Raw genomic sequence first — 21,432 nt, forward strand, 5'->3', positions numbered from 1 at the left:
AGTTAATTGAATCGACGGAGCCTGTGCGTAACGGGGGAAGGGACGTCTCATGTCGAACCAGTTCAACGATCGCTTGAACTCGCTGTTCGAGACTGCCGACTTTCACGTCACCAACGCGATGGTCGTTCGCGGCATGACCGAGTTCGGCTGCCGCATCTCGACGCCGTACCTGTCCCAACTGCGCACCGGCGTCCGAACCAACCCGTCACCCGAAGTGGTTGCCGCCCTCGCCCACTTCTTCAACGTCCATCCGGACTACTTCTACGCCCCGTCCGATCAAACTCCGCCCGCGATCTCGGGCGGCGAGGCGGACCTCTCTCTCCTCGAACAGCTGCACAACGTGCGCCTGCGAAACCTCACCTCTCGCGTCGTCGATCTATCGCCGTCTTCGCAGGATCTGCTTGTCGAAATGGCGGAGAATCTACGTTCCTCCGAGAATCTTCCGCGCGTACCACCGGACTCGAATTCCTACATGTCACGCGCGTAGCGCCCTTCGCCGACTCTCCTTGACTGCTCAGGGAGGGTTGGCCTTATGCTGGTCGATGCAGCTGGTTCGCCCGGCGCGGTCATGAGGAGCCCCGAAGACCGTTCCCGGCGTCGAAGCCCCGTCAGCGCAAGCTGTCGGAGTGAGAGGGAACCCGGTGAAAATCCGGGACTGTCCCGCAGCGGTAAGCAGGAACGACCGCCGTTTATGTGCACTGGGCATCCGCCTGGGAAGCGACGGCCAGTAGGTTCGATCCAACTCGATCGAGTGCCCGCGAGTCCGAAGACCTGCCGACTGTGTCGGGCACGCCGTGCCCGACGGTCCACCGCCTCGTGGAATGGGCGTGTAGATCTCCATCGGACCTCGTGTGCGGTGCGGGCAGTACTGTCCGCCGAAACTCGAGGTCTCGTGAGGTGTACCCGTCTGCCGGCAGTGGCCATCAATGCATTGGCAATCTGGAGAAACTCCGTGACAACAACATTCACTTCGACCGTGCTGGGCTCACCGCGCATCGGTCCTCATCGAGAACTCAAGCGGGCAACCGAAAGCTACTGGGCAGGGCGCATCGACGCCGACGCCCTGCAGGCTGTCGCCCGTGACCTCCGTCGGCAGGGCTTGGCCGACCTCCGTGACCTGGGCCTCGACTCCATCCCGGTCAATACCTTCTCCTTCTACGACCAGATGCTCGACACCGCAGTTCTTCTCGGCGCGCTGCCCGACCGCGTCGCGTCGGTCGCCGATCCGTTGGACCGCTACTTTGCCGCCGCCCGTGGGACGGACACCATCGCGCCACTCGAAATGACGAAGTGGTTCGACACCAACTACCACTACCTGGTGCCGGAGATTTCACCGTCCACCACGTTCGCACTCGACCCGTCCAAGGTCTTGTCCGAACTGGCAGAAGCACTTTCCGACGGCATTGCAGCCCGCCCGGTCGTCATCGGACCGGTCACCTTCCTGCTGCTCTCGAAGGCTGTCGGCACAGACGAGCCGCTGCTCTCGCGGCTCGACGAACTACTCCCCCTCTACGCGGATCTACTCGGTCGGCTCGCGAAGGCCGGTGCGAGCTGGGTTCAGCTCGACGAACCCGCCCTCGTGGGCGATCGCACCGATGAGGAAATCGAAGCGGCACGCGCTGCGTACGAACAGCTTTCAGCGCTGTCCGAGCGGCCGTCGATCCTGTTGGCGTCGTACTTCGGTTCGCTGCGTGACGCGTTGCCCGCGCTTGCGTCCACCGGCGTCGAAGGATTTGCCGTCGACCTGGTGGCCGGTCAGGATTCGATCGGCTCCGTACCTGAACTCGCCCGCAAACTAATCGTCGCCGGAGTGGTCGACGGACGAAACATCTGGCGGTCCGATCTGGACTCGGCACTGAGCACTTTGGGTGCCTTGCTCGGCAGCGTCGACACGCTTGCCGTCTCCACGTCGTGCTCCCTGCTGCACGTTCCGTACACACTCGACGCTGAGTCCGATGTCGACAAGGCCCTGCGCTCGTGGCTCGCGTTCGGCACCGAGAAGGTCAAGGAAGTAGTAACTCTCGCAACCGCTCTCACACAGGGCAGAGAGTCGGTGGAGGACGAGTTCGCTCTGGCACGAGCGGCCGCGTCGACCCGCAAGGACGATCGCAGACTCAATGATGCGAGTGTTCGAGGCCGTCTGGACGCGGTGCTGAACTCGGCAACCGGTCGCGCGCCCGCCGCCGAACGTCGCGCTGCCCAGGACGAGCTGCTTTCTCTGCCGCCGCTGCCCACGACGACCATCGGTTCGTACCCGCAAACCTCGAAGATCCGCATCGCTCGCGCAGCGCTGCGCAAAGGTGAGATCGACGAAGCCGAGTACGTCAACCGTATGCGCGCCGAAATTGCCGAAGTTGTTGCGCTCCAAGAAAAGCTGGACCTGGACGTGCTTGTGCACGGTGAGCCGGAACGCAACGACATGGTCCAGTACTTCGCGGAGCAGTTGGACGGATTCTTCGCCACCGCCAACGGTTGGGTCCAGTCGTACGGCACCCGCTGCGTGCGTCCGCCGATTCTGTACGGCGACGTCTCGCGCCCGAAGCAGATGACCGTCGACTGGATCACGTACGCACAGTCCCTGACCGACAAGCCGGTCAAGGGCATGCTCACCGGACCCGTCACCATTCTGGCCTGGTCGTTCGTCCGCGACGACCAACCCCTCGCCGACTCGGCAAATCAAGTCGCACTGGCCATTCGAGACGAGACCGTCGACCTGCAGGCCGCCGGAATCGGAATCATCCAGGTCGACGAACCGGCTCTGCGAGAACTACTCCCACTGCGTGCCGAGGATCAGCGCGCCTACCTGGACTGGTCGGTCGGCGCCTTCCGGTTGGCCACCTCGGGCGTCGCGGATTCCACCGCGATCCACACGCACCTGTGCTACTCCGAGTTCGGAGCGGTGATCGGCGCCATCGCCGGCCTCGACGCGGACGTCACGTCCATCGAGGCGGCACGCTCACACATGGAGGTCCTCGACGATCTCAGTTCGGTCGGGTTCGATCTCGGCGTCGGCCCCGGTGTCTACGACATCCACTCGCCGCGGGTGCCGAGCGTCGACGAAATTGCCGAATCACTGCGTGAGGCACTCAAAGCTGTTCCGGTCGAGCGGTTGTGGGTCAACCCGGACTGCGGTTTGAAGACTCGCGGTTCCGTCGAGGTCGAGGCGTCACTGCGTAACCTCGTCGAAGCCGCGAAGTTGGTACGAGCGGAGCTTTAGGGGCGAAGCCCCGGTGCGCCTTTTTGGTAGTGGGCACTACCAAAAAGGCGCACGGGGGTCAGCTCAACCACGTGTTGCCGAAGAGCAGAATCCCGTCCGCACTCGGCATCACTCCGTGCACGTTCTCGCGCCACGGGATGAAAACCTTGCCGGAGTTGACCACGGCCATCGGCGCTGTCTCGTTGACCACGGTCTGAATATCGTCGATGACGGCTCGCCGCTCATCCTCGCCCGACGCTGTTTGCAGCTTGCCGAGCAACTCGTCCATCCGAGCGTTCTTGTAGCCGAGAATGTTCGACGGCGATTCGCTGAACAGGTTGCCGTACATACGCACGAACGGTGACTCTTCCAGCACGTTGAACGCGAAGTAGGACACGTCGTAGTCATGCTTCGCGTACAGCATGGAAATCAGATCGTTGATGCTGGTTGCGTAGGTGATGTCGACCGTGAAACCCACTGCCTGCAAGAGCGACTGAAACGTCAGTGCGCTGCGCTGCGTCGCCGGATCGTTCATACCGACGTACGTCAGTTTTCCGTCGTAACCGTCGGCCTTCGCCTCGGCGAGATACTTCTTCGCCGCCTCGGGGTCGAAGCCGTTCCCGGCCACCGATCCGTGCCACTGCGACCACGACGCGAACATGTCGGTGCCGGGTTCGCCGAAGCCGCCCTGAACTCGCTCGTTGAACGTAGTCGGGTCCACCGCAGCGACAATCGCCTTACGCACGCGCTCGTCCTTCGCTGCCCGATCGTCGCGCTGATTGATTGCCAGAACGCCGGCCATGCTGGCCGAGTACACAAATCCTGGATCACCGGCTTCGAAAGCCTCGTGTATGAAATCGGGAGACTTCAGATAGGCGACCTGAATTCCGTCGGTGTGCAATCCCTCGAGTTTGCTCTTCTCGTTGACGATTGCCGGAAAGCGCAACTTCTCGAGGTACGGTGCCCCGTCCCAGTACGTCGGACGGGCAGCGAGCACCAATTCGTCCTGGGAGGCGAACTTCTCGACGGTGAACGGACCTGCCCCGATCGGGGTGAACGTGCCGGTAGCCATCGACGAGGGCGCGACGATCATGCCGGGACCGGTGGTGAACATGATCGGGAACTCGTCCCACGGCTGCGCCAATGTGAAGACGACCGTACTCGGATCCGGTGAATTCCTCTCGCGCACAGTGGTCTTCCACACCAGCGCGTGAGTTCCCTTCTTCTGCAGATAGTGATCGATACTCCACAGGACTGCCGCACTGTCCATCGGAGTGCCGTCGCTGAAGGTGACGCCGTCGCGCAATTTCAGTGTCCACACCGTGTTGTCGCCGTTGGCCGACAAAGACTGCGCCAAGTGGGGAACGTATTCGCCCGCCGCCGTATCGAAGCGCATCAGAAGGTCGTAGATGGCCGCCATTTCGCTACCACCGGTAGCGCCGCCGTCCTGACGGTCAGCCGGATCGAGACTGCTGATCCCGTTGTAGGTGGCAAACGACACGGTGCCACCCGAGCGCGGCTCTCCCCCGTTGTTCTGGTCACCGACAACTCCGACCGTCACGTCCGATGCATCCGTGGTCGTACCTTGGCTGCTACCGGCGCACCCCGTCACCACCAGTGTCGCCGACGCCAGGACAACCATCCAGATTCGAGAGCGAGCTCGGTACGAGCGCTTCATTGCGACTCACTTTCACAGTTCACGGACACGTCGATCCTTGGATCGGACATCCCGGCAGTTTTGTAAGTGAATTCTAGGTAAGGACGCTCCCTGCGTCTTCGTTTTCACAAAGCTGCAGCGATGATTCGCATTCACAGCGACAGAAACAAGAACTGAATTCTAGAGTGACACCGTTCAGCGAAGTACCAGTCCGATGACGTCTTCGACGTTCCGCTGGGCCTCTGCGAATCCGATCCGGCCACTGGTCCACAGTGCAAGGGCCGTCAACATCGTGCCGCCCATTGCCACGGCCGCAACCCGCGCCGTCTCGGCCGGAATACCGTCCATCAATTCGAACAGCATTCTCCGATGTGCAGCCGCGCGCTGATCCAACGACTCGATCACGAACTGATCCGAGGACGAATGGAGTTCGATCTCGAGTCGAGCGAAGTGAGGCCTACGCTCGAATGCCTTCATCTCGCGGCGATGAAGTGCCAGAACCCGTTCGTACGCATTGCTCTCTTCGCCGCCTGTTCGCGGCTCCTCAGGACGACGAGCGGATTCGAGCCCGCTCCACGCCGTCATCGCCGCAGCAAGAAGTTGCTGTTTGGTCGGAAAGTAGCGATAGAGAGTGCCTAGCGCCACGCCTGAACGCTCCGACACTTCTTTCATCTGGATTCGATCCGACGGCATCGCTGCAAGCATCTCGACCACCGCCGTGGTCAATCGTCGTCTCCGCTCGAGTTGCCCCACCGACATGAGGTCGGTATCCAGGGGAAACTCGTCGCTGCGCACAGTCACGCGCGTCACGATAGTTCAGAACCTCGACCGCAGTGCCAGGTTGCGAAGTTTCATCAGAACCCCGAAATCTAGTACATAGATTAATCACCTGCCGATCGCGCTAGGGTTAGTCCATGAATGACCGGACAACCGATGACCAGTCAACCGTCGGCGAACTCAATTTCTGGTCGTTCATCGAACTGGCCAACAAAAAGCTGGCCACCGAACACGGCTTTCGCGATCAGCTCGCCACCGAGGTTCTCCTGACGCTCAACCGAGCCTCCAACGTCGTCACGTACGATCTCGAGTCGTCGATCCACCGCCCTCGAGGCTGGTCATGGTCCTCCTTCCGACTGTTGTTCGTCACCTGGCTGGCCGGTCCGATCGAGCCGAAGGCTGCCGCCGAGCTCACCGGAATGAGTAGGGCAGCGGTCTCCAATCTGTCCAAGTCGCTGCTGGCAGACGGATTGATCGATCGTCGGCCCACCGAGAACGACGGCCGTTCGGTCCAGCTGTACCTGACCGACAAAGGCCGAGAAGCCATGGTCGAAGCGTTTCGCGAGCAGAACGAACGCGAACACGCCTGGGTCAGCGTCCTGAGCGAGGCCGAACAGCGAATTCTTGTCATGCTCCTGGACAAACTGATCACCAACCGCAGCCAGTTCGACGTACGCGGACGTAACTGACATAGACCCGAACCCCCTTGAAGGGTTGCGCCCATCACATCATTTTAGTTAATGTATTTACTATCTGGTGGAGGTGAGCCAGGCAGAACAGCACAGAAGGAGCCCCGTCATGGCGTTCTATCGACAACTCGGCAACATCCCACCGAAGCGTCACACCCAACACCGTGACGAGTCCGGCAACCTCTACTACGAAGAACTGATGGGCGAGGAAGGTTTCTCCTCGGATTCTTCGTTGCTCTACCACCGCGAGATCCCGTCGGCCATCGTCGACGCAACAGTCTGGGAACTGCGCGATCAGAGCACAACCCCCAACCATCCCCTCAAACCGCGCCATCTGAAACTCCACACACTGTTTCCCGAAAGCACCTGGAACGAGACCGACGTGGTAACCGGCCGTCGTCTCATCCTCGGAAATGCCGACGTGCGACTGTCCTACGTCGTTGCGGCGGCGCCATCTCCCCTGTACCGCAATGCAATCGGCGATGAGATGGTCTACATCGAATCTGGCGAGGCGACCGTCGAGACTGTCTTCGGCACACTCGAGGCCTGTGAAGGTGACTACGTCCTGATCCCGATGTCCACAACGCATCGATGGATCCCCAAGGGTGACAAACCACTTCGTGCCTACGCCATCGAAGCGAACAGTCACATCGTCCCGCCCAAGCGCTATCTTTCCCGCTTCGGCCAGCTACTCGAGAACGCACCGTTCTGTGAACGAGACCTGCACGGACCGACCGCGCCCATGATCGCCGAAGGCACCGACATCGAGGTACTGGTCAAGCACCGCACGTCGGCGGGCATCGTCGGCACCCGAATGGTTTATCCCACGCACCCTTTCGATGTCGTCGGTTGGGACGGATGCTTGTACCCGTACACCTTCAACATCTCCGACTACGAGCCGATCACGGGCCGTGTTCACCAGCCGCCGCCCGCGCACCAGGCATTCGAGGGGAACAACTTCGTGATCTGCAACTTCGTGCCCCGCAAGGTCGACTACCACCCCCTGTCGATCCCCGTGCCGTACTACCACTCGAACGTCGACTCGGACGAGATCATGTTCTACTGCGGCGGTGACTACGAGGCACGCAAGGGTTCCGGCATCGGGCAGGGTTCGATATCGATTCATCCCGGCGGCCACGCCCACGGCCCACAACCCGGCGCGTACGAGCGAAGCATCGGCGCCGAGTTCTTCGACGAGCTGGCCGTGATGGTCGATACGTTCCGGCCCCTCGAATTGGGTGAGGGAGCCTTGGCCTGTGAAGACGAAGCGTACGCCTGGAGTTGGGCAGGGCGGGGGCCTCAGCAATGACGATCATCTCCCCACTCCTGCGCGGCCTGTGCGACGACGCAGCACTCTTCCCACCCGGCAATGCTCCTCTCGCCGAGGCAGTTCCGGCCCACGCGGCCTACCAGCAGGCGGACTATGACGCACTGGTCGGGCCCTTCGTCTTTCCCGCGCCGCGATTGAGCGAACTGGCCGCGTACGTTTCAGCTGACAACCCGGTGACGCTGAGTCTGACTGTGCCGGCCGGTCCAGCCGATACGGCGGCGGCACTGTCGAACGCGCTCGCTATCCCCGGTGTCAGCGTCGCCGCCGTCGAAGTGGGAATTCCTGACGGGTTGGACGCCGAAGCCGCCTTCGAGGAACTCGCTCCCGTCCATGCCGCTCATCCCGACCTGGACATTTTTGTCGAGGTACCCCGCGGTGATCGACGCGTGGACTTTCTGACGGCGCTCGAAACCGCCGGGTACTCCGCGAAGTTTCGCACCGGAGGAATTGTCGCCGAAGCGTACCCGGACGAGGACGAGCTCGCCGATGCCGTGATATCCGTTGTCCGAGCGGGTATCCCGTTCAAGGCGACCGCGGGACTGCATCACGGCGTGCGCAATACCGATCCGGAGACAGGTTTCGAGCAGCACGGCTTCCTCAACATCATGGTGGCCGTCAACGCTGTGAGGCGGGGCGCCGACCGCTCGGAAGTTGTTGCTGCTCTGGCGCAACGCGATGGCGAATCGATCGCGCAAGCCCTGGCCGAACTGACCGCGGACGAGGCCGGCGAGGTGCGTCGCCGCTTCCTCTCGTTCGGGACCTGTAGCATTTCGGACCCTCTCACCGAACTCGAAGGTCTCGGATTGATCGTCCGCTCCGACAAAACCGAAGGAACACTCGTATGACCGTCACGACCATCGACATTCCCGCCGACTCGTTGTTCGGGATCGACAATCTGCCATACGGCATCTTCTCCCCCGCCGGAGGATCACCGCGTGTTGGTGTTCGGGTCGCCGACTCGGTGGTCGATCTCGCAGCGACACTGGGAGATTCCGTCTTCGCCGAACCGAGTCTGAATGCGTTCATGGCGCTGGGCCGAGATCAGTGGGTATCGGTGCGTGATCGGATCACGGATCTAGTGACCGGCGAAATAGTCTCGGACGCAGTGTTTCCCGTCGACTCAGTCACAATGCACTTGCCGATCGCGGTGGCCGACTACGTGGATTTCTATGCGTCGGAAAATCATGCGACCAACCTCGGACGCCTGTTCCGACCCGACGCTGCCCCCTTGATGCCGAACTGGAAGCACCTTCCGGTCGGATACCACGGGCGCTCGAGCACCATCGTCGTCTCCGGCACCGATATCGTTCGCCCCTGCGGACAGCGCAAGTCACCCGATCAGGAGAACCCGGATTTCGGACCGTCCCGCCGCCTCGACATCGAGGCCGAAATGGGCTTCATCGTCGGAACTCCCTCGAAGATGGGCGATTCCATCACCCCGGACGACTTTGCCGAGCACGTCTTCGGCGCCGTCGTCGTGAACGACTGGTCCGCCCGGGACATCCAGGCGTGGGAATACGTCCCTCTCGGCCCGAATCTCGGGAAGAGCTTCGCGACGTCCATCTCTGCGTGGGTTGTCCCGTTGCTCGCGCTCGAAGAGGCCCGAATCGATACGCCGGTGCAGGACCCCGAACCTCTCTCTTACCTGCGCGGCGAGGAGAAGTGGGGGTTGGACATCGACCTGGCCGTCGAATGGAACGGTCACGTCGTCTCCCGGCCGCCCTACGCCCAGATGTACTGGTCGCCTGCGCAGATGCTTGCGCACACCACCATCAACGGCGCAGCAGCGAGCACCGGCGATCTCTTTGCATCCGGAACCATTTCCGGACCGGACAAGGATCAGCGCGGCGCCTTCATCGAACTGACCTGGGGTGGCAAGGAACCCGTGACTGTGGGCTCCGAGACTCGAACCTTTCTCGAAGACGGCGACACCATCGCCATCTCAGCCACCGCTCCCGGCGTCGGGGGATCACGAATCGGCTTCGGGGATGTTCACGCTCGGATCCTGCCGGCAACGCAAACCGAAAGATAACGATTGACAACTGTTTGATTCACGCTGATCTGATGTCCGGAATTCCTTGCCTCACGATTCTCCGAAGATAAGCTGGACTAACCATCCAGAGCGATCGAGAGTCCTGGCTCCGTGACGTCGCAGCAACCCCCTCTGCTGAGGTGCGGGTGCTTTCTGCCAGGTCCGATGGAGGACTCGTGCCAGGCGATCGACCCCGTACCTCAGTGGGGACAGCAGCTGTCGTCGTGATCGTGGGCGGTGGCCCCCGCGGGACCGGCGTACTCGAGCGAATCCTCGCTCACGAATCGGTGAACGCCGATCCCATACCGATCGACATTCACGTCGTCGACCCGTATCCGGCAGGCGCCGGCCGCATTTGGCGAGGCAGCCAGGCGCCGCTTCTGTGGATGAATTCGACAACCGCGGACGTCACGATGTTCACCGACGAGACCACCGCCGTGACCGGCCCGGTTCTGCCGGGTCCGACCCTCGCGGAATGGGTCGCCGAGCACTCGACTGAACTTGCCGAATTTCCCGAAATCGCGGCAGAAGTTCCGATGATCACCCCGTCGTCGTTTGCATCGAGGTCACTGCAGAGCCGATACCTGAACTGGGTGTTCCAGACTGCGGTCGACTCTGCACCAGCGCACGTCGACGTTCGGGTTCATCGACGATCCGTGGTCGACATCGTGAACGTCGGCGAGATACAGACGGTTCATCTGGACGACGGAGTTGTCATCGAAGCGACGGCCGTCCTTCTCGCGCAAGGGCACCCCGATGCGTTGGCTGCCCCGCGTGAAACCGCGCTGACCAGCTTCGCGTCCGAGCACGGGTTGACCTACGTAGGTCCGGGATACACCGCCGACCTCGACGCCGATGTCATTCCCGAACGCGAACCGGTTCTGATCGCCGGACTCGGGCTGGCTTTCATCGACTGGATGGTTCTCCTCGCCGAGAGCCGCGGCGGCGTCTTCGAACGCGGTGAGGACGGCACCCTCACTTACACTCCCTCGGGTCGGGAACCGCTGTTGTACGCCGGATCTCGTCGAGGCGTGCCGTACCACTCCAAGATTTCGTACTCGATCGCCGACGCGCGGCCACCGCTACCCCGGTTCTTCACCGCTGATCTTGTGCCCGGCGACGGGCCGTTGGATTTCCGAAACGACATCTGGCCGCTGGCGTCGAAAGAATTGGCAGGCGCCCACTATCACGAACTGTTCGCGTCGCACCCGGATCGGACGGTGGGCACCTGGGAGGAGTTCGACACCGAATTCGCCTCGCTGGCTTGGGGATCGTCTCGATTGCAGGAACTGGTCGAGAACGCAGTTCCGAAGCCGGAAGACCGTATCGATCTCGAGCGGCTGAACCGCCCACTCGGCGGTGAGCGCTACGACGGACTTGCCGAGGTCCAATCCCGGATCAACGAATACATCTCGGCAGACGTCGCGCGGAGGTCGGACCCGTATTTCAGCGCCGACGCCGCTGTCTTCTCAGCGCTGCTGTCGACGTACATGACTGTCGGAGAATTGCTGCGGCGCGGCAGAATCCCGGCCGAATCCGTCGCCAAGGACGTCGAGGGTTGGCTTCATTCGTTCTTCAGCTTCATCGCCAGTGGTCCGCCACCCGAGCGACTGGAACAGTTGATCGCGCTCAACGAGGTCGGCATCGTCCAGTTCCTCGGGCCGGATTCAGCGTTCTCCACCGAGATCGACCCGGCAACGGGGGTTGGGATCTTTGTCGCTCGCAGTGCGTCGCACACCGACATCGTGGCCGCGAACACCCTCGTCGAAGCACGCTTGCCGGTTGCTTCCATCAGCGCGAGCGGTGACTCGCTCCTGCGGACGCTTCACGGTCGAGGCGAGGCAGTCGAACTTCGTGCGACCGTGGACAGTTCGGCGAAGCTCGCCGTCGACGGTACTTCACGAATTCTCGACCAGGACAACACAGCTCATCCTCGCCGCTTCGCGGCCGGGCCGTGGGTTGCAGGCCACAACTGGTCGGCGGCTTTCCCTCGTCCCCGTACCAATGCGGGGTTTTTCCGGCACAACGACGCCCTGGCGGCGGAGATTTTGGGCGCTGCGCGCCTGTGAGCGGTTAGGGAGTCCAGGGACTCCCTAACCGCTCACGGGGGCTGTGCCCCTCCTAGCTGAACACCAACTCACCCTCGTCAACCGCGACGGTGATGCTGCCGCCCTCTTCGAGGAGATCGTCGAGCAGCATGTCGGCGATCTTGTCGTCGACCACACGCTGGATCGAACGTCGCAACGGGCGAGCCCCGAACTCGGGTTGATGCCCGTGCTCGGCAATCCAGTCCACTGCGTCGGCGGTGAACTCGATGTCGATGCCCTTGGACTGCAACCGCTTCCGGCTGTCGTCGAGCAACAGATCAGTGATCCGGTGCAGTTGCTCGGTGTCGAGCTTGCGGAAGATCACTATCTCGTCGATGCGGTTGAGGAACTCCGGCCGCATCGATTCGCGCAACCTGGCCATCACGCGGTCGCGCAGTGGCTTCTCCGCCGACTCTGCATCACCTGTGGTGAAGCCCAGTCCACCGGACTTGCTCGAAATGATGTCCGAGCCGAGATTGCTGGTCATGATCACGACGGTGTTCTTGAAGTCCACCGTTCGACCCTGGCCGTCGGTCAGACGCCCATCGTCGAGCACCTGGAGCAAGGTGTTGAACACGTCCGGGTGTGCCTTTTCGATCTCGTCGAGCAGGATCACCGAGTACGGGTTACGACGCACCTGTTCCGTGAGCTGTCCGGCCTCGCCGTAGCCGACATATCCGGGAGGAGCACCGACCAATCGGCTTACCGTGTGCCTCTCACCGAACTCGCTCATGTCGAAGCGCAGCATCTTGTTCTCGTCACCGAAGAGTGTGGCAGCCAGAGCTTTTGCGAGCTCCGTCTTGCCGACACCGGTAGGTCCGAGGAACAGGAAGCTACCGACGGGACGATCCGGATCGCTCATACCGGTCCGGCTACGACGCACCGCACGCGCGATTGCGCGAACGGCGTCATCTTGCCCGATGACACGACCGTGCAGTTCCTCTTCCAGACGGCGCAGGCGATCTTTCTCTGCTTGAGTCATCTGGCTGGCCGGAATACCCGTGGCACGGGCGACAACCTGGGCAATCTGTTCAGCAGTCACATCCGGAGTTTCCTCGGAAGGAACCGAGGATCCTGCCTTCTCCAGACGCTTTGCGACGCTGTTGATCTCGTCACGCAGGGTCGACGCCTTCTCGTACAATTCATCGGCGACGGCTTTCTCCTTGTCGCTCTCGAGCTGCTCGAGACGTTGCTGCAGTGCAGCGGTGTCCACGGTGGCCGTCTTCAACCGAAGCCTGGCGCCGGCCTGGTCGACCAAGTCGATTGCCTTGTCCGGCAAGAACCTGTCGCCGATGTAACGTGCCGACAGCTCCACCGCAGCGGTGATCGCCTCGTCGGTGTAGTGGACCTTGTGGTGATCCTCGTACCGACTGCGCAGTCCGCTCAAGATGGCGATCGCGTCCTCGATCGACGGCTCTCCGACCTGTACGGGCTGGAAGCGCCGCTCGAGCGCGGGATCCTTCTCGATGTTCTTGCGGTATTCGTCGAGCGTGGTGGCGCCGACGATGTGCAGTTCACCGCGAGCGAGCTTGGGCTTGAGGATGTTTCCGGCATCCATCGCACCTTCGGCGCCGCCTCCGGCACCGGCGATGGTGTGCATCTCGTCGATGAAGACGATCAGCTCGTCCTTGTGTGCGGTGATCTCGTCGATCACCTTGGTCAGCCGTTCCTCGAAGTCTCCGCGGTAGCGAGTACCCGAGACCATGCTCGAGAGTTCGAGCTGGACTATCCTCCTGCCCACCAACGATTCCGGGACATCCCCGTCGACGATGCGCTGGGCGAGACCTTCGACGATGGCAGTCTTGCCGACGCCTGCTTCACCCACCAGGACGGGGTTGTTCTTGGTGCGGCGGGAGAGGATCTCGATGGTCTGTTCGATCTCGTCGGCGCGGCCGATCACCGGATCGACGCCGCCGTTGCGTGCGCGATCGGTGAGATCGACGCCGTACTTGTCGAGCGTCGGTGTGGTGGACTCGTCTTCGACTGGACCGGCTGCAGGATTCTGAACCGCTGCCTGCAGCTTCTCCGGCGTGATACCGGCCGAAGCGAGCAGACGACCCGGAACATGATCGGGGTCACCAGCCAATGCGATGAAGAGGTGTTCGGGATCGATGTACGTCGATCCCAGGGCTCGGGCCAGTTGATGAGCCTCGAGTAGAGCGGTTTTCACGGCGCTGCTGAGCGCAGGAGCAGAGTAGGCCCCCTGCTCACGGCCTTGTGGCAGCCGCAGGTCGACGGCGTCGACCACGGATTTCGGGTCGGCTCCGGCGCGCTGCATGAGCGTGCGGACCGGATCCTGCTCCGCCATGACGCGGAGAACGTGCAGTGCATCGAGATCCGAATCACCGCGAGCAGCCGCTACACGTGCAGCGTCAGCCATGAGTTGCTGGGTGGCCCTGCTCATGAGCCGGGAAATATCGATGCGACCGGGACCCTCGGGCCCGAAGAATGCTGGCATTCCGAAGCCTCCTTGCAGAAAGTTGAGCGTTACTGACTCAATTAACGTGCATGGGGCTCGATCAATTCCCGCGGGCTCAGATTTGTTTCAACACCTTCGGGCCACAGATCGTTCTCAACTACCGAAGGATCCGGTAGATCGACCGACCGGGTACGCCTCGACGTGCATGATCACCGATCCCTCGCAGGGACCACTCGCGATGTCGGTACGCCACGAACCTTTCAGACTGCCATCGGGCTGAGGTGTGTAATACGCCTCGGAGTGCGCCGGTGCCCACACCTTGGGCACGCCTTCCCCCTGGTAGCAATCCCACTCCCAGTCATAGGGGTGCACCCAACTGGTTCCGTCCCAGGTGTATCGCGCAGGCTGCGGCAACGTCGGATTGGCGGGAGCCGGACCGCCGACCACTGTGGCGATACAGACTCCGCTCGAGCAATCCGTCTCGAACGTGTATGTATCGGAGAAATCCGGCTCCCACTGGCTGGCGGCCAGACTTGTGCCCGTCTTGGTCGCGGCGAAACGCTTGAGCGAGTAATCACCGGACCAGTTCGCATCCGCAGCCCCCGCGGGCATCGCTCCGGCGACAAACCACGTAGCAAGGAGAGCAACCACCAGCAATGACTTTCGCATGCGTGAAGTGAATCACAAGCTATGTCCGAATTGTCGGATACTGACCACAAGAACACCGACGACGATCAGCACCAGCGAAACCAACGGCAACGCTCCCGCACCCCTGTCCGCCAAGATCAGCCCGCCCACGACGCCGCCCGCTGCGATCGCCGCATTGAAGATCGTCACGAAAACCGATTGCGCAGTGTCCACAGCGTCGCCCGTCGTGTCGGCGAGCGCAGTCTGAAGGAGAGTGGGAGCGCCTCCGAATGCCACGCCCCATACCGCAACGCTGAGTGCGATCACTGCGAAGCTGTCACCGCCGACGCCCAACGCCGTCAAAGCTGCGGCAAAGACCACCAAGCTCAGCACGGTGAGACTTCGAAGGGCCCGGTCGACAAACACCCCGACCACACCGATGCCCACGAAGGCGAAAAGTCCGAACACGAACAAGACGATTCCCAACCGATCGCCGAAACCGATGCGATCCAGAAACGCCGCCAGGTACGTGTACACGATGTTGTGCGCGAAGATCCACAAGAACGCGACAAACAGAATCGGTCGTACGCCCGGCAGGACCAGGACTTTCCGCACCGACAGCTGCCGATCCGCTTGTTGCCCGGGAAAGTCCGGCATCACCGTGAGTATCCACACGACCAGAAGTAGCGCAGCAACCGACATCACGGCGAAGACTACGCGCCAATCGGCCAGGGTCCCGAGCAATGCACCCATCGGAACGCCGATTGCCAGCGCGATCGGCTGTCCGACGGAGGCAACCGCAACGGCCCGCCCCTGCAGATGAGGGGGCGCCATCCTGCGTGCGTACCCAGCAAGCAACCCCCACACCACACCTGCTGCCATGCCCGCCAGAAACCGAACACCCAAGGTGAGAACAAGATTCGACGACAGCGCTGTCACCAGATTGAAGACACCGAATCCAACAGTCGCCGACACCAGGACAGCACGTCGTCGCAATCCTCGGGTCAATGCGATCAGTGGTACCGCCCCGACGACCGAGCCCAACGCGTATGCAGTGACCAATTGCCCGGCGCCGGAGACAGATACGGACAGCCCTGACCCGATCTGCACCAGTAGTCCGGCCGGCATGGTTTCGGTTGTGATTGCTATGAAACCTGCCATTGCGAGTGCCGACAACCCGGCCAGCGGTAGCGTCCGGACGGAATCGGTCTCCGCCAGTGCCGAAGTCGCAGTCCCGTCCGAGTTCGCGCTCACCTCGTCGGTGTTTCGGGACTGCCTTCACCCGACTGGCCGGAACGGACCAGTTCTGCAATCGACGCCCAGTCCATCTCGCCCTGACCGTTCGCCAGAGCCTGAGCGAGCACGCCTCGAAGTACGCCGCCGAACGGCAAATCCAGATCGACGCTGTCGGCGGCGTCGAGCGCAAGCCTCAAATCCTTGAGGCCCAGAGTGGTGGTGAATCCTGCAGGCTCGTACTGACGCGTCGCGACGAGGTTTCCGTAGCTGGAGTAGACCGGCCCCGGGAAGGTCGTCGAGGTCAGCAGTTCTACGAGTTGGCTTCCGTCCACACCTGACCTCTCCCCCAATGTGATTGCCTCACCCAAGGATTGAATCGCGGCAAGGATGAGGTAGTTGCCGATGATCTTGACGATGTTGGCCTGCTCCGGACGCTCACCTTGTGGCCACGTGCGAGCCCCGATGACGTCGAGGAAGGGTTGCACTCGCTCGAGGAGGGAACTGTCGCCGCCGGCGATGATGTTCAACTGGCCGGCCTGAGCAACAGAAACGCGTCCGAATACCGGCGCCGCGATGTACCCGATGCCGTACTCGGCGTGCAGTGCGGCGGCGCGCTTGGCAAGGCCGACGCTGACGGTGGCCATGTTGACGTGCACGGTTCCAGTCGGAACGGATGCGAGTACGGCGGGATCCAGAATGGCCGCAGACACGGCCGAATCATCCGCCAACATCGACAGCACAACACCGGACTGGAATGCCTCGGCAACGGTTTTCGCGCCGGTCGCCCCTTCCGCGACCAATTCGGCTACCGCTTCAGGGCTGCGATTCCACACCGTCACGTCGAAGCCTGCACCCATCAGATTTCGAGCGATGGGACGACCCATCGCACCCAAACCGACCACGGAAACAGAAGTCATGGATTTCCCTCTCGAAAATGCTGAACCATCTAAGACGGTTCAACACTCTCACACAGGTACAGTTGCTGTCGAACCGGTTGAGATGGTTCGTTACAAAGGAGGATGAAAGTGAACGAAGCAGGAGCTGATCAATCCGCTCGGGACGTGTTTCGACTCGACAACGACACGCTCGCCTTCCGCTTCACCGCCACCCTCACCAATCGGAACGGCTCGAGGTTCGAACGACTCACGAACCCGCAGCGACTCGAATTATGGTTACGCGCCAACGATCTGATAGACACCCCAGCAACCGCGACAGAAGACGACCTCCGCGGCGCGCAGGATTTACGTGAGGCCATTCATCGCATCGGAACCGCCGTATGCGAGGACCGCCGCGCCTCACGCGCCGATGTCGGGATCGTCAACACCGCATCCGAACTCGGTGATGCCCACCTCGTCCTCGAGAGTGGCCGGGCCCTCTGGAAATCAGCCGGAGACAATCCGATCCGCGACGCTTTGTCGATAGTGGCTGCCGACGCGATCGCGGTGCTCGGTGGACCCGACCACGACCGCGTCAAAGCCTGCCAGGGCGACGGGTGCACCGGCCTCTACGTCGACACCAGCCGCGGCAACAACCGACGCTGGTGCTCGATGAACATCTGCGGAAACAAAGCCAAGAAATCCGCGATGACCGCTCGCGCCGACTAGCTCATCTCACCTTCACCGCGACTCCATTTCGCCGCCACTCGGTTCCACAGCTTCTCGATCGGCGTCGACAGCAGGAGAAGAAACAGCGGGAAGTACGACGTCACCGGAACGAGCACACTGACGAGCAGCGCCACCACCATGATCAGGAAAGTGACGATTTCAGCGGTGAAATGCGGCTTCGCATTCTCTTCACTCAACGAAGGGTTGCGAACCAGACCCCACGCGACCACCGCCAGGCACGCAGCACTGGCTGCCATTGTCCCGATGTAGAGAGCCCTGGTTCCGAGATCCTGCGACGGCGCTGCAACGAGCGCAGTCGGGAACGGCAAGAACACGATGGTCATCACCCACAACCCCAGCCCGCGCACAACCACCTTGTCTCCGTCGACCACGAAACGAAGCAGCCGATGCTGCGACCACCAGAGACGGAAGATCACCAGAAAGCTCAGGGCGAACGAATAGAACTGCGCAGCGTGATCGCGCAGGAGTTCCGACGTGGTGCCGTGGTGGTCACTGGTGAGTTCGACCAGCGGCAGGACGAGCAGCGTGATCGCAATGGCGACAATCGCGTCGACGAAAGTGACGTAGCGCTCGAAGTAGCGGGTGCGTTCCGCAATCTCAGCCATTGCGGAAGCATAAGCCTCACAACAAGAAACAGACCGGCGACGCCACTTTGCGGGAGGCGGTATCCCGAAACACACAATTAACGAATCAAATTCGTTATACCCCTTGACCGAGGCAGGGCCCATCCCCATACTTAACGAATCACATTCATTAAGTGACTCGCATCACGCCATCAGGGGTCGGTTCCGCCACCCCCTTCAGGACATGGGGTTGCCCTAGTGCCAATCAACGCTTCTGCGATTACGCAGTCCGACCGGGTTCCACTCACCGCCAACCGCGGTATTGCCGTCTTCAGCATCGGTGTCATGGGATTCATCACCGCGAACCTCATCCCCCTGATGATCGTGGCAATGGTCGAGGACCTCGGTGTCACCGAATCCGCCGCCGGTGCCGTCCTGACCGCATCGCTGCTGGTCTGCGCGTTCACCTGCCTCGCCACCACTCGTATCGCATCGGGTCGGCATCGTCATCTCCTCGGCCGCGTCAGCCTGATGGCAATGGCAGCCGCATTCGGCGTTGCGGCCATCGCACCGTCCACGATGATCGCGTGTACCGCGATCATCGTCGGCGGCATCGGCGCTGGTGGATCTGCATCCGTTGGTGGAGCGGCACTGGCCGCGCTCACGAACCCGGACCGGGCGTCAAGCATCAGCGGCCTCGTGAACCGTGTCGTCGTCACAGCCGTCCTCGCTCTCATACCCATCCTCGGCACACACATGACCAACGCATTCGGCATCGTCGCAGTCCTGGCACTGGCTACCGCAGCAACGGTCACCTGGTTGCCGTCATCCCCGGTGAAAGAGTCGCCGGAGACGGCGAAGTCCGCCAAGACGACCACCACTCTCCCCGCCGGGGTAAGCGCGAAACGACTCACTTTTGCCGGAACCGCATTTCTCGCGATGCTTGCAGTCTGGGCGATCAGCGAAGACTCACTGTGGGCAGTACTCGGCATCATGGGTTCCGAGCACGCCGGACTCTCGGATCAACAAATGAGTCTCGCGCTGAGCGCATCAACGGCGGGTGGCGTGCTCGCGGCTGTTACTTTGACCGCGTTGGGTTCTCGGGTCAGTCGGACAGTATCGATCTCCGTGCTACTGATACTCGGGGCAATCCTGAAGCTGTCTGCCAGCCTCACCACCGATCCCACGCTCTACCTGGTACTGGTCATCGCCTGGAACACTGTCTACGCGGCCACGTTCATCGTCTTGGTTGCCATCTCGGCCGCGCTCGACGCCGCCGGCCGATGGTCGGCCCCACTACTGGGCACCTACCTCATCGGCTCCGCGTTCGCGCCGCTGTTCGGCACTTCGGTGACGGCCAGCCTCGGGTATCCGACCTTCGGAGTCATCATCTCCGGCATCAGCTTCGTTCTATTAGTCCCGTTCGCCTTGGTTTCCCGACTCTCCGCACGTACCGAGGGTGCGTATCGTCACCACAGCGCCGCCATCACTACTACCGTCATCGCGTAAGGATCACGTAGAAGTCATGAATGACAGCATCACTCACTACCGCAACGGAAAGATCTTCACGGCTGCCGACGACGGATGGGCCGAATCGATAGTCGTCGAGGACCACAAGCTCAGATTCGTGGGCGAAACCGTCTATGCCGATATCCTGGCTCCCGACGCCGAGGTGATCGATCTCCAAGGCGCCGTCGTGCTACCCGGTTTCGTCGACGCCCATACACATTTGGTCATGATGGGATTCGCGCTGCAGAAGTTGGATCTGCGTGATGCCACCGATCTCGCCGACATTCAGTCCAGCATCAAGCAATTCGCGGAATCGAACCCGGATGCACCACGTCTGCTGGGGCGCAGTTGGTTGTTCTCCGCGCTGGATGGAGGGCACCCGACGCGAGAGATGATCGACGCCGTCGTGCCCGATCGCCCGGTGTACCTCGACGCCAACGACGTACATTCGGTCTGGGTGAACACTGCAGCACTGCGAGAACTCGGCATCGACGCGAACACGCCCGATCCGATCGGCGGTCGTATCGGCCGGGATCCGGACACCGGAGAAGCCACCGGAATGCTGTACGAGACGGCCATGATGCTCTACGTCTGGCCGAAACTGGCGGAGCTCGCATCCGACGAGGACCGGGACGCCGCCCTCGCGCTCGCGTTCCGCCACTATCTCGAGGACGGTGTGACCAGCGCGGTCGACATGGCTCTCGGCGCGGACGAATTAGCCTCGCTGGAAAGAGCATTGGATGCAGGAGACGGCACATTGCCGCTGCGCGTCGCGGCTCATTGGCTGATGACCCGCGAGGACAACGAGGCCGACAACGTCCGACAAGTTCACGACGTGATCGAACTCCACGAGCGCGTCCAAGGTCCGTGGCTCCGTATCGCCGGAATCAAGATCATCATCGACGGTGTGATCGACAGCTGCACTGCCGCAATGAAAGAGCCGTACTCTGACGGCACCAACGCCGAGCCCATCTGGGATCTCGAGTCCTTGATCCCCGTCGTGACAGCCGCTGACGCCGCAGGCCTGCAGATCGCGATGCACGCGATCGGCGACGAGGCGTCGGAGATCGGATTGACGGCACTCGAGTACGCGATCGCCGCCAACGGAGACATTCCCCGCAGGCACCGAATGGAACACTTGGAGTCCATCACCCGGGACAACGTCGAAAGGCTTGCCCGCCTGGGAATCATCGCCTCGATGCAACCGGTTCACGCTGACCCTGCTATCCAAGAGAACTGGCAGGCGATGCTCGGCGACTACCGGGTGAATCGCGCGTACCCCTGGCCCGAATTCACCGAGGCCGGAGCGGTTCTGGCGTTGGGTTCGGACGCTCCGACGGCGCCCCACCCGCCGCTGCCGAACATGTTCATCGCCACCACCCGTCGATCCGCAATCGATCCGTCACTGGCACCCAACCTGCCGGGGTACGCACTCCCCCTCGCGGACGCGCTGGCTCACGCAACCCGCGACGCTGCCTACTCGTGCCGGTGGGAAGATGTGACCGGCCAACTGGTTCGGGGAAAAGCAGCCGATTTTGTCGTACTGAAACAAGATCCGTTCACCGAAGGGGTCGATTCTCTCCTGACCACGGAAATCGCGATGACCGTGGTTGCCGGATCCGTGCGATACGACTCCGCTCGAGCCACAAACACCGAAGCCGTCAACACCGAAGCCCGATAGCTGA

General features: G+C 61.9%; 17 protein-coding genes and 1 riboswitch. Of the genes, 10 read left to right on the forward strand and 7 right to left on the reverse strand.

What is annotated here, in order from left to right:
- The first annotated feature begins 49 nt into the window (after positions 1 to 49).
- Together ACKAMS_RS19380 and metE are read left to right on the forward strand one after the other, a co-directional pair.
- Positions 50 to 487 carry a helix-turn-helix domain-containing protein gene (locus ACKAMS_RS19380; protein WP_019745008.1) on the forward strand — a complete coding sequence of 146 codons (438 nt, stop codon included), beginning with the start codon at positions 50 to 52 and terminating at the stop codon, positions 485 to 487.
- A 105-nt stretch (positions 488 to 592) separates the two neighbouring features.
- Positions 593 to 794: riboswitch (cobalamin riboswitch) on the forward strand.
- 158 nt (positions 795 to 952) lie between these two features.
- On the forward strand, positions 953 to 3,217 hold the full coding sequence (metE, locus tag ACKAMS_RS19385) for a 5-methyltetrahydropteroyltriglutamate--homocysteine S-methyltransferase (protein ID WP_256063182.1): 2,265 nt from the start codon (positions 953 to 955) through the stop codon (positions 3,215 to 3,217).
- Positions 3,218 to 3,275: 58 nt separating this feature from the next.
- On the opposite strand, the gene ACKAMS_RS19390 is transcribed toward metE, so the two are convergent.
- Both ACKAMS_RS19390 and ACKAMS_RS19395 read right to left on the reverse strand, forming a co-directional pair.
- Positions 3,276 to 4,874, reverse strand: a complete 1,599-nt coding sequence (locus ACKAMS_RS19390; RefSeq protein ID WP_317830550.1) for an ABC transporter substrate-binding protein — start codon at positions 4,872 to 4,874, stop codon at positions 3,276 to 3,278.
- A gap of 174 nt (positions 4,875 to 5,048) precedes the next feature.
- Positions 5,049 to 5,663: a TetR/AcrR family transcriptional regulator gene (locus ACKAMS_RS19395; RefSeq protein ID WP_113683316.1), complete on the reverse strand. Its 615-nt coding sequence runs from the start codon at positions 5,661 to 5,663 to the stop codon at positions 5,049 to 5,051.
- Between the two features lie 104 nt (positions 5,664 to 5,767).
- On the opposite strand from ACKAMS_RS19395, the gene ACKAMS_RS19400 reads away from it, so the two are divergent.
- The 5 genes from ACKAMS_RS19400 to ACKAMS_RS19420 all read left to right on the forward strand — a co-directional run bounded on the left by ACKAMS_RS19400 (position 5,768) and on the right by ACKAMS_RS19420 (position 11,750).
- Positions 5,768 to 6,319 carry a MarR family winged helix-turn-helix transcriptional regulator gene (locus ACKAMS_RS19400; protein WP_019745012.1) on the forward strand — a complete coding sequence of 184 codons (552 nt, stop codon included), beginning with the start codon at positions 5,768 to 5,770 and terminating at the stop codon, positions 6,317 to 6,319.
- Between the two features lie 109 nt (positions 6,320 to 6,428).
- Positions 6,429 to 7,628, forward strand: a complete 1,200-nt coding sequence (locus tag ACKAMS_RS19405) for a homogentisate 1,2-dioxygenase (RefSeq protein ID WP_019745013.1) — start codon at positions 6,429 to 6,431, stop codon at positions 7,626 to 7,628.
- Entirely contained in the window at positions 7,625 to 8,494 is an 870-nt protein-coding gene (locus tag ACKAMS_RS19410; protein WP_019745014.1) for a hypothetical protein, read from the forward strand. The genes ACKAMS_RS19405 and ACKAMS_RS19410 overlap by 4 nt, the downstream gene beginning before the upstream one ends.
- Positions 8,491 to 9,681: a fumarylacetoacetase gene (gene fahA / locus ACKAMS_RS19415; protein WP_408989393.1), complete on the forward strand. Its 1,191-nt coding sequence runs from the start codon at positions 8,491 to 8,493 to the stop codon at positions 9,679 to 9,681. Before ACKAMS_RS19410 ends, fahA begins: the two co-directional genes overlap by 4 nt.
- A gap of 203 nt (positions 9,682 to 9,884) precedes the next feature.
- A complete protein-coding gene (locus tag ACKAMS_RS19420; RefSeq protein ID WP_408989394.1) occupies positions 9,885 to 11,750 on the forward strand; it encodes an FAD/NAD(P)-binding protein in 1,866 nt (621 codons plus the stop codon).
- Positions 11,751 to 11,802: 52 nt separating this feature from the next.
- On the opposite strand, the gene ACKAMS_RS19425 is transcribed toward ACKAMS_RS19420, so the two are convergent.
- The 4 genes from ACKAMS_RS19425 to ACKAMS_RS19440 form a co-directional block, all read right to left on the reverse strand.
- Entirely contained in the window at positions 11,803 to 14,226 is a 2,424-nt protein-coding gene (locus ACKAMS_RS19425) for an ATP-dependent Clp protease ATP-binding subunit (protein ID WP_408989395.1), read from the reverse strand.
- Between the two features lie 114 nt (positions 14,227 to 14,340).
- Positions 14,341 to 14,856: a hypothetical protein gene (locus tag ACKAMS_RS19430; RefSeq protein ID WP_283384010.1), complete on the reverse strand. Its 516-nt coding sequence runs from the start codon at positions 14,854 to 14,856 to the stop codon at positions 14,341 to 14,343.
- A gap of 12 nt (positions 14,857 to 14,868) precedes the next feature.
- Complete coding sequence (locus ACKAMS_RS19435) at positions 14,869 to 16,068, reverse strand: MFS transporter (protein WP_283384011.1); 1,200 nt, start codon at positions 16,066 to 16,068, stop codon at positions 14,869 to 14,871.
- Positions 16,065 to 16,967: an NAD(P)-dependent oxidoreductase gene (locus ACKAMS_RS19440; protein WP_408989396.1), complete on the reverse strand. Its 903-nt coding sequence runs from the start codon at positions 16,965 to 16,967 to the stop codon at positions 16,065 to 16,067. The genes ACKAMS_RS19435 and ACKAMS_RS19440 overlap by 4 nt, the downstream gene beginning before the upstream one ends.
- A 102-nt stretch (positions 16,968 to 17,069) precedes the next feature.
- Between ACKAMS_RS19440 and ACKAMS_RS19445 the strand changes: the two genes are divergently transcribed.
- Entirely contained in the window at positions 17,070 to 17,654 is a 585-nt protein-coding gene (locus ACKAMS_RS19445; RefSeq protein WP_408989397.1) for a CGNR zinc finger domain-containing protein, read from the forward strand.
- Here ACKAMS_RS19445 and ACKAMS_RS19450 read toward each other — a convergent pair.
- On the reverse strand, positions 17,651 to 18,280 hold the full coding sequence (locus ACKAMS_RS19450; RefSeq protein WP_019745022.1) for a TMEM175 family protein: 630 nt from the start codon (positions 18,278 to 18,280) through the stop codon (positions 17,651 to 17,653). The two genes, ACKAMS_RS19445 and ACKAMS_RS19450, sit on opposite strands and share 4 nt — an antisense overlap.
- A 216-nt stretch (positions 18,281 to 18,496) precedes the next feature.
- Between ACKAMS_RS19450 and ACKAMS_RS19455 the strand changes: the two genes are divergently transcribed.
- Positions 18,497 to 19,747, forward strand: coding sequence for an MFS transporter (locus ACKAMS_RS19455; RefSeq protein ID WP_408989398.1), 1,251 nt, complete (start codon positions 18,497 to 18,499; stop codon positions 19,745 to 19,747).
- A gap of 16 nt (positions 19,748 to 19,763) precedes the next feature.
- Complete coding sequence (locus ACKAMS_RS19460; protein ID WP_408989399.1) at positions 19,764 to 21,428, forward strand: amidohydrolase; 1,665 nt, start codon at positions 19,764 to 19,766, stop codon at positions 21,426 to 21,428.
- Positions 21,429 to 21,432: the final 4 nt, after the last annotated feature.

Source organism: Rhodococcus sp. 5A-K4, from assembly GCF_046097995.1.
Lineage (GTDB): Bacteria > Actinomycetota > Actinomycetes > Mycobacteriales > Mycobacteriaceae > Rhodococcus_F > Rhodococcus_F erythropolis.

Coding starts and splice junctions, on each gene's coding strand:
- ACKAMS_RS19380 (WP_019745008.1), top strand. CDS start 50: ATGTCGAACCAGTTCAACGATCGCTTGAACTCGCTGTTCGAGACTGCC.
- ACKAMS_RS19390 (WP_317830550.1), bottom strand. CDS start 4,874: ATGAAGCGCTCGTACCGAGCTCGCTCTCGAATCTGGATGGTTGTCCTG.
- ACKAMS_RS19400 (WP_019745012.1), top strand. CDS start 5,768: ATGAATGACCGGACAACCGATGACCAGTCAACCGTCGGCGAACTCAAT.
- ACKAMS_RS19405 (WP_019745013.1), top strand. CDS start 6,429: ATGGCGTTCTATCGACAACTCGGCAACATCCCACCGAAGCGTCACACC.
- ACKAMS_RS19410 (WP_019745014.1), top strand. CDS start 7,625: ATGACGATCATCTCCCCACTCCTGCGCGGCCTGTGCGACGACGCAGCA.
- fahA (WP_408989393.1), top strand. CDS start 8,491: ATGACCGTCACGACCATCGACATTCCCGCCGACTCGTTGTTCGGGATC.
- ACKAMS_RS19425 (WP_408989395.1), bottom strand. CDS start 14,226: ATGCCAGCATTCTTCGGGCCCGAGGGTCCCGGTCGCATCGATATTTCC.
- ACKAMS_RS19430 (WP_283384010.1), bottom strand. CDS start 14,856: ATGCGAAAGTCATTGCTGGTGGTTGCTCTCCTTGCTACGTGGTTTGTC.
- ACKAMS_RS19440 (WP_408989396.1), bottom strand. CDS start 16,967: ATGACTTCTGTTTCCGTGGTCGGTTTGGGTGCGATGGGTCGTCCCATC.
- ACKAMS_RS19445 (WP_408989397.1), top strand. CDS start 17,070: ATGAAAGTGAACGAAGCAGGAGCTGATCAATCCGCTCGGGACGTGTTT.
- ACKAMS_RS19450 (WP_019745022.1), bottom strand. CDS start 18,280: ATGGCTGAGATTGCGGAACGCACCCGCTACTTCGAGCGCTACGTCACT.
- ACKAMS_RS19460 (WP_408989399.1), top strand. CDS start 19,764: ATGAATGACAGCATCACTCACTACCGCAACGGAAAGATCTTCACGGCT.